The 12199-nt window shown below is 70.4% G+C and carries 9 protein-coding genes; 7 read left to right on the top strand and 2 right to left on the bottom strand.

The annotated features are described in order from the left end of the window. Positions 1-268: 268 nt before the first annotated feature. From BMY61_RS05200 to fxsT, 4 genes are read left to right on the top strand one after another with little or no spacing between them, the layout of a single operon-like run. Complete coding sequence (locus BMY61_RS05200; RefSeq protein ID WP_042443630.1) at positions 269-1030, top strand: toll/interleukin-1 receptor domain-containing protein; 762 nt, start codon at positions 269-271, stop codon at positions 1028-1030. Beyond that, a complete protein-coding gene (locus tag BMY61_RS05205; RefSeq protein WP_042443633.1) occupies positions 1027-1905 on the top strand; it encodes a macro domain-containing protein in 879 nt (292 codons plus the stop codon). Before BMY61_RS05200 ends, BMY61_RS05205 begins: the two co-directional genes overlap by 4 nt. Before the next feature lie 16 nt (positions 1906-1921). Beyond that, positions 1922-3295 (top strand): TIR-like protein FxsC, encoded by a 1374-nt coding sequence (locus tag BMY61_RS05210; RefSeq protein WP_052438400.1) that lies wholly within the window; start codon positions 1922-1924, stop codon positions 3293-3295. After that, entirely contained in the window at positions 3288-5990 is a 2703-nt protein-coding gene (gene fxsT / locus BMY61_RS05215; protein ID WP_052438401.1) for an FxSxx-COOH system tetratricopeptide repeat protein, read from the top strand. Before BMY61_RS05210 ends, fxsT begins: the two co-directional genes overlap by 8 nt. A 65-nt stretch (positions 5991-6055) precedes the next feature. Here fxsT and BMY61_RS05220 read toward each other — a convergent pair whose 3' ends face one another. Then, positions 6056-6955, bottom strand: a complete 900-nt coding sequence (locus tag BMY61_RS05220) for a Gfo/Idh/MocA family protein (protein ID WP_042443957.1) — start codon at positions 6953-6955, stop codon at positions 6056-6058. A gap of 235 nt (positions 6956-7190) precedes the next feature. On the opposite strand from BMY61_RS05220, the gene BMY61_RS05225 reads away from it, so the two are divergent. Together BMY61_RS05225 and BMY61_RS05230 are read left to right on the top strand one after the other, a co-directional pair. Next, positions 7191-7865, top strand: a complete 675-nt coding sequence (locus tag BMY61_RS05225; protein WP_042443635.1) for a hypothetical protein — start codon at positions 7191-7193, stop codon at positions 7863-7865. Positions 7866-8144: 279 nt separating this feature from the next. After that, a complete protein-coding gene (locus BMY61_RS05230) occupies positions 8145-8684 on the top strand; it encodes a hypothetical protein (RefSeq protein ID WP_042443637.1) in 540 nt (179 codons plus the stop codon). Positions 8685-8731: 47 nt separating this feature from the next. Here BMY61_RS05230 and BMY61_RS05235 read toward each other — a convergent pair whose 3' ends face one another. Next, positions 8732-10798: an MDR family MFS transporter gene (locus tag BMY61_RS05235; protein WP_042443639.1), complete on the bottom strand. Its 2067-nt coding sequence runs from the start codon at positions 10796-10798 to the stop codon at positions 8732-8734. Between the two features lie 242 nt (positions 10799-11040). Here BMY61_RS05235 and BMY61_RS05240 point away from each other — a divergent pair, with 242 nt between their 5' ends. Then, positions 11041-12072, top strand: coding sequence for a LacI family DNA-binding transcriptional regulator (locus BMY61_RS05240; RefSeq protein WP_083555133.1), 1032 nt, complete (start codon positions 11041-11043; stop codon positions 12070-12072). The last annotated feature ends 127 nt before the right edge of the window (positions 12073-12199 follow it).

Below are 12199 nucleotides of genomic sequence, written 5' to 3' on the forward strand. Positions count from 1 at the left end.
TCGGTCAAGGATGAAGGGCGAGATCGCCAGCCCACGCTGGTGATCCCACGTTTGCAGAAATCGCCGCAGCCGGCAGCCGGAACCCCCGAGGCGTCCTCGTCCTCCCACCAAAACTCCCACGCCCCGTCCACGTGATGTGATCGACAATCAAGGCTGGTGCCCCTGCGACGTCTTGGGCCAGCGGACGATCTACTTCCGACCGTCCGCGGCACATTCGGGCGCTAGGATCCGGCTGTCGGTCAGAGGGGGCGTCAGGTACGGGGGCACCATGCTGAAGATCTTCCTGAGTTGGTCCGGCGAGCAGTCCCGGCTGTGCGCCGAGGAGTTGAAGCGATTCCTGCCGTTCTTCAACTCCTCGATCGAGGCCTTCGTCTCCTCGGCCGACATCAGGAAGGGAGACCGCGGGCTCCAGCGGATCGCCGCCCAACTCGAGGGGTCGACGTTCGGGATCGTCTGCATCACCCCGCACAACCGCGACGCGCCCTGGATCAACTTCGAGTCCGGGGCGCTGTCGCGTCAGGTCGCCGAGGGCAAGGTGATCCCCTTCCTGCTCGGCGCCAGCGTGCGGGACCTGCTCGAGAGCCCGCTGGAGCAGTTCCAGGCCGTGGTGGCGGACTCCGGCGCCGATGTGCTGGCGATGATCAAGTCGATCAACGCACGCTGCGAACCGGTGAACGAGGAGAAGAGGATCGAGCAGCTCTTCGAGGTGCTCTGGCCGGAGACGCAGCAGCGCCTTGCGGAGATCATGTCGAGCCCCGCGAGCCTCCCGGACGGATCCGTGGTGCCGCAGCGCCGGACCGAAGAGATCCTGGACGACCTGCTGCCGCTGATCAGGGAGCAGATCGACCGGATCACCGAGTTGGAGGGCGCAGTGCGGGCGTTGCGGCTGACCGCCGGCTCGCTCGCCCCGCAGCAGGACCGCAGGGTGCCCTTCAACGGGATGTTCGACGAGACCGGGCCGAGGATCCCCGCCGCTCCCCTGGGCGACATCACTGGCACGGCCGGCATCCAGCAGCGTCCCGCCGAATGAAGGCGGGCGATCTTCTGCGGCGGCTGCGCATCCTCGTCGGCACCCGTATCGGGCTGCGGCTGCTGGGTCGGAGCTGGGCGGTGCAGTTCGGGGTGCTGTCCGGAGTCGCCCAGCTGTACCTGACCTTCTGGCCGGACGCGCCGCTGCCGCGTACCACTGCCTTCGCTGCGATTGCCGGGGTCGCGCTCGTGGGCGGCGCGGCGACCGCGCTGCCGCGCAACCGGGTCCGTCGGGAGTTCAGCCACCCCGACTTCGCCGTCACCGTCGAGGTCGGTGACCTCTTCGAGCAGCCCGGGCACCTGGTCGTCGGGTTCAGCGACACCTTCGACACGGACACCGCGAGCGACTTGCTGGTGGTGGGCCGCAGCGTGCAGGGCCAGTTGCTGAACCGGGTCTTCGGTGGGGATGTGGCCCGTCTCGACGCCCTGCTCGCGCAGTCGCTGCGTGGCGTGCGAGCACTGGGCACGGAGCCGCGTTCGGCGAAGCCGCAGGGCAATCGGGTCCGCTACCCGCTGGGCACGGTCGCGGTGGTGGAGGAGGGCGCCCGCTGTCTCTTCTGCGTGGCCTACGGGCGGATGAGCAACGACCTGGTGGTCGACTGCGACGTCCGGGTGCTCTGGGACAGCCTGGCCGCGCTCTGGGAGTCGGTGCGGGTCCGCAGTCACCGCGAACCGCTGGCGATGGCGGTGGTCGGCTCGGACCTCGCCCGGATCAACAGCATGGACCACGCCGGACTGCTCCGGCTGATCCTGCTCTCCTTCGTGACCAGGTCGCGTGAAGGCGTAGTCTGTTCGGAACTGACGGTGGTGGTCCATCCGCGGGACTACCGGCGCATCAACATGCTGGAACTCGACGTATTCCTACGGTCCTTGTGAGTGGGGAGGCGGCGCGTTGGCGTCGGAGTCCTGGGCTGAAGGGGCGTCACGCCCCTACTTCTTCCTGAGCTACGCGCACACCCCTCGTCCCCGTGCTGAACGTCATCCCCGCGATCAGGACATCTGGGTTCGACGGCTCTTCGACGACCTGAGTGAGACGGTCATGGACCTGACCGGCGTCGACTCCAGGGAGGCGGCCGGGTTCATGGACCAGGGCCTGGTCCTGGGCGAGGGGTGGTCGGATCGACTGAGCGACGCCCTGGCGACCTGCCGGGTGTTCGTCCCGCTCTACTCCCCGCGCTACTTCCGCAGCCAGTGGTGCGGGAAGGAGTGGGCCGCCTTCGCGTCCCGGTCCACCTTCTCGCTGCGCGGGACCGACGGGGCCGAAACGGCCTCCCGGGCGATCGTTCCGATCCAGTGGGTCCCCATGTCTCCGGGGAGTCTTCCGCGCACGGCCGCGGAGCTGCAGTACTTGCACGACCTGTTCGGACCTGACTACGTGACGGAGGGCCTGTACGCCCTCAGTAAGCTCAACTACTTCCGCAACGCCTACGAGTTCGCGGTCCATCGCATCGCCCAGCGCGTGGTGGAGCTTGCGGAGACGACCGTCACTCCGGTCGGTCCCCGCCGAGGGTCCGAGTCCTTTCCCGATGCCTTCGAATCGGCGCGATCACCGCGTCGGCGTCTGCGGATTGCGGTCGTCGCTCCTACCGTCGCGGCCCTTCCCGCAGACCGCAGCAGCGACTACTACGGCGCCTCGGCGCTCGACTGGAACCCCTACCACCCCTCCGCGGAGCTGTCGTTGGGCCGAGTGGCGGTGGAGATCGCCAGGGGCCTCGAGTTCCTGCCGGTGCTGGAGGACTTCGACACGGTCGCCGAGTCACTGCTGACGGCGGCGTCCGCCCGGAGTCCCGTGCTCCTGCTGGTCGACCGCTGGGCGGTTCGGGACCCGGGGCGGCGGGCCCGGCTCGCCGCCCTCGACGCGAGTGCGCCGCCCTGGGCGAGCGCGCTCGTCCCGTGGAACACCACCGATCCGGACAGCCTCGGCGAGGGTGCTCCCGACGTTGCCGAAGTCGAGGCCGTCATCCCGGAACTGCTGCGCGCCGGCCGCTCTGCGGTGGGCACCGCCGGTGGCAGCATCACCACCCACGAGGAGTTCCAGAACGCGTTCGCCATCGCCTCCGCGCGGGCGCTGGCCGAATACGCACGCCTCGAACCGTTACCCACCGGCCCTGCGCCCAGCCCTGTGCCCAGCCCTGCGCCCAGTCCTGCGCGACCGCGTCTGCGCCCACCGTTCGGCGACGAGCGAGCGGGCGACGATCAGCCCGTCCGACCGATGAATCATCCCGCGCCTCCATCCCCCAGCGGTGCGAGGGTCGATGATGAGTAGTCAGCCAGATGGCCGGATCATCACGTTCTACTCCTACAAGGGCGGGGCCGGCCGGACCATGGCCGCGGCCAACGTCGCGTGGATCCTGGCCGCGAACGGCTTCCGGGTGCTCGTCTCCGACTGGGACCTGGAGACCCCGGGCCTGCACCACTACCTCCACCCGTTCCTGCCCCCCGACACGATCACTTCCACCACGGGGCTGATCGACCTCTTCGCAGGCTTCGCGGAGGAGGCCCGGACGGTACTCCGGCGCGAACGCGTGCCCGGACTGTATCGGGACCACGCCCGGGTCCGACCGCACGCGGTCTCCGTCGACTGGCCCTTCCCTGCGGGCGGGCGACTCGACTACCTGTCAGCGGGGCGCCGGAACCGGGACTATCTGAGCACCCTGGCCTCCTTCGACTGGAGCGACCTGGACGAGCCGTTTCTCGAGGCACTGCGTCAGGACGTGCGCCGGAACTACGACTTCGCTCTGATCGACAGCCGCACCGGACTCGGGAGCGCGGTGGAGATCTGCACCAGGGACCTGCCCGACATCCTGGTCAGTTGCTTCACCCTGAACAGCCAGAGCATCGAGGGGGCCTCCGACACCGCTCGCTACATCGACCAGACAGCTCCTGCGCGCGGGATCACCATCTTCCCGGTACTGATGCGCATCAACGAGGGATCAGGGTCGAGGGCGATCGCCTCGGGAATGCGCCGAGCCCGGGAGAGGTTCCACGGGCTGCCCCGCGGGCTGTCGGCCGCCGAAGCGGACCGGTACTGGGAGCTGACCCAGATCCCCTACCGCCCCGAATACGACTGCGAGGAGATCCTCGCCACCTTCGGCGACCGTCCGGGCGAGCCCAACGGGCTGCTCGCCGCCTACGAGCGGCTGGCCTCGCTGGTCGCCGCCGAAAGGGTCACGGGACTGCCGACGCTGGACGAGTCGTTGCGCCTCCGCCACCTCGGCTCCTTCATTCGGCCCGCATCGCCCGAGGGCGCCCGGCTGATACTCCACCACGCCCCCAGGGACCGGATGTGGGCCGAGTGGATTCGCTCGGTGCTCACCCAGGCCGGCTTCCACGTGCTGGCTCCGGATGCGACCGACACCCCGGACGAGGCGCGTGCGGTCGCCGTCGTGTCCGCGGCCTTCCTGCGGACGCGCTTGGGGGATCGCCTGGCATCGCAGGCAGGGGGCACGGCCAGGGACGCGGGCCGCGCGCCGATCCTGCTCCAGATCGGCGACGGCGAGGGCACGCCCGGAACGGTCCTGCTCGGCGGCCTCGACGAATCCGCGGCCGCATCAGCGGTTCTCAGGGCGATCGGGGCGGCCAAGCCTTCAGGTCCGAGCCACACGGCTGCACGGTTCCCCGGCCGTGGCCCCACGGTGTTCGGAGTCCCCGCGCGCAACCCGCAGTTCTCAGGGCGCGACCTGGTGCTGGACGGGATGCACGACGCCCTCGGGGTCAACCGCGCGCTGGTGATGGTGGCCACGGAGCCTCGCGGACTGGGTCGGCGGCAGTTGGCGATCGAGTACGCGCACCGGTTCGGCAGCGACTACGACCTGATCTGGTGGGTACCGGCAGCCTCCCGCCAGACGGCCCTTTCCGCGCTGGCCCGTCTGGCCCGCAAGCTCGACCTCCCGCCCGGCCCGGACGCCGCGTCCGCGGCCGACGCCGCGCTGGCCGTGCTGACGGAGAACGCAGCGGAAGCCCGGTTCGGCCGCTGGTTGCTGATCTACGAGGACGCCGCACCCCCGAGGGATCTTGACGGGCTGCTGCCCAACGGCGGCGGCCGCATCCTCGTCACCTCACGACACTCGGCGTGGACGGACGAAGGCATGGACGTCCTCCAGGCGCAGGAGTTCAACCGTCGGGAGAGTGCGGAACTGCTGCGGAGCCGGAAACCGGGGCTGAACGGCAGCGCCGCGGCCGCACTGGCCGAGGCGCTCGGTGACGTGCCGCTCGCCCTGCACCAGGCGGCCCGGCGGATGGCGCGGACGGGCGAGTCGGCGGAGGACTACCGGGGCCGGCTGGCCCTCGCCCCTGACGGGGTCGACGCCGGCACCTGGACGGCGTACACAGGCCTGCAGCAGTCGGCTCCGGCGGCGCACCGACTGCTCGAGTTGTGCAGTTGCTTCGCCCCCCTCCCGGTGCCGCTGATCATCGTGCAGAGCGAAGTCGTCCTCGACCAGCTGAGACGCTACGACCCCACTCTCAGCAACCAACTGGAACTGGGCCCGCTCGTGCTGGAGTTGGACCACGCAGGACTTGTCGAGGTCGACCAGCCCGCGCAACGGCTTCGGGTGCCCGAGTTGGTGCGCCGGACCGTGCTGAACCAGCTCACGGGAGAGGTGCTGGCCACGTTGGGCCACGAGGCGCACCGGGTGCTGGTGGCGGTCGCCCCCGCAGCCGGGGGAGATGAGGACTCCTGGTTCGGACGGCGTGAGTTCGAGGAGCTGTGGCCGCACTTCGACGCGTGCGGAGCGGATCGGTGCCGCGCGCAGGGAACCCGCGCGGCACTACTGGAACGGGTCAGGCGCACCGTTCAGCTCTTCGGTGCGGACGCCGGCTCCAGGCTGGCACAACGTCTGGACGAGGCCTGGAAACTCGCTGACGGCGGTGCGGACGGGGTCTGCCGTACCGACCTGGAGGCGCTCTTGCAGAGCTTCGGGACGCGCGACCGGTCCAGGGCCACCACCGACGCCGGGTGAGTGGCCGCGAGCCGTGCCTCCGCCACCCCCGCGCGGCAAGCGCACAGGTCGGCGCAGAGCGCTGGTCAGGATGCTTCGATCCGACGCACGACCTCCTCGCACAGCTCATGCGTGCGCAGCGCGTCCTGCGCATCGATGATCTTGCCCGAGCGGACGGCGTCCAGGAAGGCGAGGACGGCCTGCTCGATGCCGCGCTGGCGGGCCACCGGAATCCAGTCCCCGCGACGGGTGACGGTCCGGCCGCCGTCGTGGTCGACCACCTCGGCGAGGTTCAGCACCTCGCGCTTGGCGTCGCCGCCGGAGACCTCCAGCACCTCCTCGGTCGACCCGCTCCTGCGGTTCATGATGCCCAGCGCGGTGAAACCCTCCCCGGCCATCGTCAGCACCAGATGCTCGACCAGGCCGTCCACGCTGCGCGCCCGCACGTCGACGTGCTCGATCTCACCAGGGACCAGGAAGCGCAGCGTGTCGACGACGTGGACGAAGTCGTCGAAGACGAGCGACCGGGCCGCCTCGGCGAGCCCGACGCGGTTCTTCTGCAGCACGATCAGCTCGCGCGGGCCCTGCTTCGCCCGGACGTACCCGGGCGCGTGACGACGGTTGAAGCCGACCATCAGCGAACGCCCGCGACGCTCGGCGAGTTCGACGAGCCGGCGGGCACCGTCCAGCGTGTAGTCGAGGGGCTTGTCGACGTACACGTCGACGTCGGCCTCCAACAGCCGCTCCGCGATCGGCACGTGCTGCTCGGTGGAGGCGTGCACGAACGCCGCCCGGATCCCGCTGTCGATCAGCTCGCCGAGATCGGTGAACCGGTGTTCGGCGGCCACCCGGTGGGCCTCCCCGAGCCGGTCCAGCTTCGCCCGGTCCCGCGTCATCAACCGCAGGTCCAGGCCGGGGAGCGCCCCGAGCACCGGCAGATACGCCTTCTGCGCGATGTCACCGAGGCCGATCACGCCAACCGGCAACAGGACATCGGACGCGAGGGAGTCGGACACGAGCGCTCCAAACAGGTCAGTGATCACCAACGCACCGACCCTACGACACCACCCCCGGGTCGACGGCCCACCTGGTTCTACGACCGTGCGGCCGTTCCCCGCCTTCGGGGTTCTTCGACCGCCCCGGGCCGTCGCCGGTTAGCCTGAGCCGAAGCCGGTAGCCGGTAGCCAGTAGGCGGGGACGAGTCTTTCGCGGGGGGTAGGCGTGGCTCTGGAGATGATCCCGGACCGTCCTGGTCGGGAGGTTGCGTTCGAGCCACTGCTCGACGGTCTGTTGGAGCTCTTCAGCCCCTCCTGGACCCTTCCCGAGGTGATGGCGGGCGAACATCCGCGCCACCGGTGCGAGGTCAAACGGTGGGAGATCGGCCGGGCCGCGGAGGAAGACCTCGACCTCACGCGACGGCAGGCCGACCTGCTCGTGCAGGCCGCCGTTCTCGACCAGTGCCGAAGCGGCGTCGATCAACTCGTCCGACCGCTGGTCGCGGCCATCGGGCACCGCTCCACGCAGGAGCGGATCATCCGCTACGTGCGCGACGGCTCGGACGCCGAGAAGGTCGGTGCCACCATGGCCTGGTACTTCACCGGACCCGGGCTGCGCTACGCGTCGAGCGAGGACCTGCGGAACCGGAGACCCACGCCGGAGAGCCGAGCCGCCTTGGACGCGCTGTCCGATCTGCGCGCCGACTACCGCGCCGCGGTGCTGGCAGCTTTCCTGGCCTGCGACGATCCGAAGACCCGCCAGGATCTCTCGTTGTGGATCTCACTGGACGCCTCTGCGTATCCGGAGTCCCTGCAGGCCGACCACACCGCGGCCAAGAACCTCATCCTGGCCGATCCCGAGCACTATCGCTGGATGCTCCAACGCTCCGACCGCCACTGAGGGGGGCGGGAGCCCCGGCCGAGCACGACGGCCGGGGCGGCCCCCGCCCACAGGACGCAGACGGGCGTTCCGCTTCTCATGCTTCCGGAACCGGTCGGCGGTTCGCTACCACCGCCCGGCGGTACCGGCACCCTCGTTCGTCGGGTTCGTGTCGCGGTCGGAGCATCTGGTTAAGAAAGGTTATTAACACCCCTTGTCCGACGGCTCGTTGCCACCCTAGGCTCCCCGCGAGCCAGCAGATTGACATGCTCACACCGTGAACCAGCAGAGGAGTCCCCCATGCGCTCCGTCCCCCGCGCATCCCTCGCCCTGGCAGCCGCCGCACTCGCCCTGCTCACCGCCGGCGCGCCCGTCCACGCACGGACCACCGACAGCCAGACGCTCCAAGTCAACGTCACGTCCTACGGCTACAACGACAACGACAACGGATCCGGCAGCTACGGCACCGCCGTCATCGCCTACCCCCAGATCCACTCCCTCGCCACGGAGGGGAGCGGCAGCTACGACGACCCCGTCACCTTCGCCACCGACGAGAACGAGTTCGCGCCCGGGACGATCATCTACGTCCCGCACCTGCAGAAGTACTTCGTGATGGAGGACGGCTGCGTCGAGTGCACCAGCGACTGGAACAACGGGGTCCGCCACGTGGACCTGTGGATGGGCCCCAACGACGGCATGCAGCCCGAGCCGGCCCTCGACGACTGCGAGGCGCTGGTGACCCGCGACAACGCCGACATCGTCGTCGGTCCGGACCCCGGCCTGCCCGTCGACACCACACCGATGTTCTCCGGCGGCCAGTGCACCGCGGTGCTGCACTGACGCACTGACACAGCGTCACGCCGCGGGCTCTCGGGCCGCACAGGTGACTACGCCGGGCGCGCGGCCGCCTCGCGGCTCTGTGGCAGACCGTTCGCCAGGTCCTCCAACAGCAGCCGCTTGGCGATGCCGTCGACGGCGGCACGCAGCTCCGCGCCGCCCGGGCGGCCGATGTCCTCGGCGAGCCGGGCACCGAGCCAGTCCGACCAGGCCGTCGTCAGGACGCGGACCTGCCCGGCGCCGGCCGGGGTGTGGTCGAGGAAGTCGTGACTGCGCGTCAGGTAGCCCTCGACGACCATCCGGTCGAAGACGGGGTCGAGGACCTCCGGCGGGACCCGCTTCCGGGCGGCGACCAGGCCGACCCGGGCGTGGCCGACGCTGCGGGTGAGGCCCTCGACCTCCATCAGCGCCCAGGCCCCGGCGATGTCGACCTCGGCGCCGGAGCCGCGCACGATCTCGCGCGCGGTGTCCAGGTCGACCCGGGAGATGATCTTCCCGACGGCGTACTCCAGTTGGCGCCCCGAGTCCCCGCCGGTCGGCTGCGCGAAGCCCTCCCCCACGTCCGTGGAGACCGAGCGCGCGGTGTCGCGCAGCTTGACCTGCTTCAGGAAGAGCGAGACGACGAAACCGAGCAGCGCGACCGGGACCGTCCACAGGAACACCGTGTGGAGCGAGTCCGAGTAGGCCTTGACGATCGGCGCGGCCTGCGCCTTCGGCAGCGCGTGCAGGCCCTGCGGGCTCTGCGCCGCCTTGCCGAGCACGGCCGGGTCCGCGCCGGTGAGCCGGGCCGAGGCGGCCACACCCGCGACCAGGTTGGTCTTCAGGCTGTTGGCGTAGATCGTGCCGAACACCGCCGTGCCGAAGGAGCTGCCGAGGGTGCGGAAGAAGGTCACGCCGGAGGTGGCGGTACCGAGGTCGGCGTAGTCGACGGTGTTCTGCACGGCGATGGTGAGCACCTGCATGCACAGCCCGATGCCCAGCCCGAGCACGAACATGTAGAGCGAGCTCAGCCACACCCCCGTGCTGGGCTTCATCAGCGACAGCAGCCACAGGCCGAGCGCCATGACGAGCGACCCGGCGATCGGGAACAGCCGGTACTGGCCGGTCTTGCTGACCACGTTGCCGCTGGTGATCGAGGCGAGGAAGAGCCCGGCCACCATGGGCAGCATCCGCAGCCCCGACACGGTCGCGCTGACCCCGTCCACGTACTGGAGGTAGGTGGGCAGGAACGTCATCGCGCCGAGCATGGCGAACCCGACGATGAAGCTCAGCACGGTGCAGACGGTGAAGACCGGGTTGCGGAAGAGCCGCATCGGCAGCATCGGTTCGGCCGCCCGCGTCTCCACGTACGCGAAGAGCGCGAGCGCGAGCGCGCCACCGACGAAGAGCGCGACGATCGTCGCCGAGCCCCAGGCGTACTCGTTGCCACCCCAGCTCGTGGCCAGGATGAGCGCGCTCGCGCCGATCGAGACCAGGGCGATCCCGAGGTAGTCGACGACGGGACGGGCGACGGAGCGCACGGACGGGATGGTCCGCGCCGCGACGACGACCACCAGGATCGCGATCGGGACGTTGACGTAGAACGCCCAGCGCCAGGAGAGGTGATCGGTGAAGAGCCCGCCGAGCAGGGGGCCGATGACGGTGGCGACGCCGAACACCGCCCCGATCGCGCCCTGGTACTTGCCGCGTTCGCGCAGCGGGATGACGTCGGCGATCAGCGCCATCGAGGTCACCATCAGCCCGCCGGCGCCGAGACCCTGCAACGCGCGCCAGGCGATGAGCAGCGTCATGTTGGTGGCGAGCCCGCAGAGGAACGAGCCGGTGATGAAGACGATCGCGGACACCTGGAAGATCAGCTTGCGTCCGAACAGGTCGCCGAACTTGCCGACCAGGGCCGTGCTGACGGTCTCGGCCAGCAGGTAGGAGGTGACCACCCAGGACATGTGCGCGGCGCCGCCCAGGTCCGCGACGATGGTGGGCAGCGCGGTGCCGACGATCGTCTGGTCCAACGCGGCCAGCAGCATGCCCAGCATGATCGTCCCGAAGACGATGTTGCGCTGCCGCACGTCGAGCACGGGCGGCACGGAGGTCTGCGGCGGGTCGGCGACGGTGCTCATGAGCGAAGCCTCACACCGCGCCGCCTGCGGCGCGAGCCCGGAGCGCCAAGGCGGTGACATGGCGAGGGCGGGCAGGGCGTGCTGACATGTTAGCGCTAACAATGCATGGTCGGCCCCCTGCCTGGGAGCGCTTTCGCGGTAACGTGCTGCGACGAAGCCGCATGCGGGCGGCGTCGCGACGGCGCGACGGCACGACGGCACGACGGCACGACGGCACGAACGACGAGGGGCGAGGGGCGAGGATGACGGCGGAGACCGCAGCGACCGGGCGCAAACCGGTCATGTCCGATGTGGCGCGCCTGGCGGGCGTGTCGCACCAGACGGTCTCCCGCGTGCTCAACGGCAGCCCGCACGTCAAGGAGGCGACGCGGGACCGGGTGCTCCAGGCCATCCACGAGCTCGACTACCGCCCGAACTCGGCGGCGCGGGCGCTGGTCACCAACCGCTCGCAGACCCTGGGCGTGGTCAGCTTCGACACCACCCTCTACGGCCCCGCGTCGATGCTCCACGGCATCGAGCAGGCGGCCCGCGGCCACGACTACTTCGTCAGCATCGTCAGCGTACGCACCTTGGACGCCCACTCCATCCAGCAGGCCGTGGACCGACTGCGGGACCAGGCCGTCGAAGGGGTGCTGGTGATAGCGCCGCAGAACTCCGCGCCCGGCTCGCTCGCCGGGCTCGGCGGGGACCTGCCCGTCGTGGCGGTCGGCAGCGGTCCGAGCGGGAGCGTGCCGGCCGTCGCGGTCGACAACGAGGCGGGCGCGCGGGCGGTCACCCGCCACTTGCTGGACCTCGGCCACCGCACCGTCCACCACCTCGCCGGCCCCGCCGGCTGGCTCGACTCCCAGGCCCGCCTGGCCGGCTGGCGCGCGGTCCTGGACGAGTCCGGCGCGGCCGTCCCCGAGGTGCTGACCGGCGACTGGAGCGCGCGCTCCGGCTACGAACTCGGCCTGCGCCTGGCCGCGGACCCCTCGGTGACGGCGGTCTTCTGCGCCAACGACCACATGGCGCTGGGCCTGCTGCGCGCCCTGAACGAGGCCGGGATCTCGGTCCCCGGCGACATCAGCGTGGCGGGCTTCGACGACATCCCCGAGGCGTCGTACTTCACGCCGCCGCTGACGACGGTCCGTCAGGACTTCGGCGCGCTGGGACGCCGAGGGCTGGAGCTGCTCGTCGACCGGATCGAGGCCGGCCCGGAGAGCGCCCGGCAGCCCCACGCCCTGATCCCCCCGGAGTTGGTGCCGCGCGGCAGCACGGCCGCGCCGGGGCGGTAGTTCTGCACAGACCGGGAGTTGCACCTCCGGAGAGGCATGTTGTGCCAAGCCTTGACGGCTGGTGATTGTTAACGCTAACAATTACCCACGCACACCGCCCTGCATCCCTTGAGCCTCCGCCCTCGCC

The organism is Streptacidiphilus jiangxiensis (assembly GCF_900109465.1).
Lineage (GTDB): Bacteria > Actinomycetota > Actinomycetes > Streptomycetales > Streptomycetaceae > Streptacidiphilus > Streptacidiphilus jiangxiensis.

What these genes read in the sequence shown, in the direction of transcription:
- BMY61_RS05230 (WP_042443637.1), top strand. Translation starts at nt 8,145, where the DNA reads ATGCGCTCCGTCCCCCGCGCATCCCTCGCCCTGGCAGCCGCCGCACTC.
- BMY61_RS05235 (WP_042443639.1), bottom strand. Translation starts at nt 10,798, where the DNA reads ATGAGCACCGTCGCCGACCCGCCGCAGACCTCCGTGCCGCCCGTGCTC.
- BMY61_RS05240 (WP_083555133.1), top strand. Translation starts at nt 11,041, where the DNA reads ATGACGGCGGAGACCGCAGCGACCGGGCGCAAACCGGTCATGTCCGAT.
- fxsT (WP_052438401.1), top strand. Translation starts at nt 3,288, where the DNA reads ATGAGTAGTCAGCCAGATGGCCGGATCATCACGTTCTACTCCTACAAG.
- BMY61_RS05205 (WP_042443633.1), top strand. Translation starts at nt 1,027, where the DNA reads ATGAAGGCGGGCGATCTTCTGCGGCGGCTGCGCATCCTCGTCGGCACC.
- BMY61_RS05200 (WP_042443630.1), top strand. Translation starts at nt 269, where the DNA reads ATGCTGAAGATCTTCCTGAGTTGGTCCGGCGAGCAGTCCCGGCTGTGC.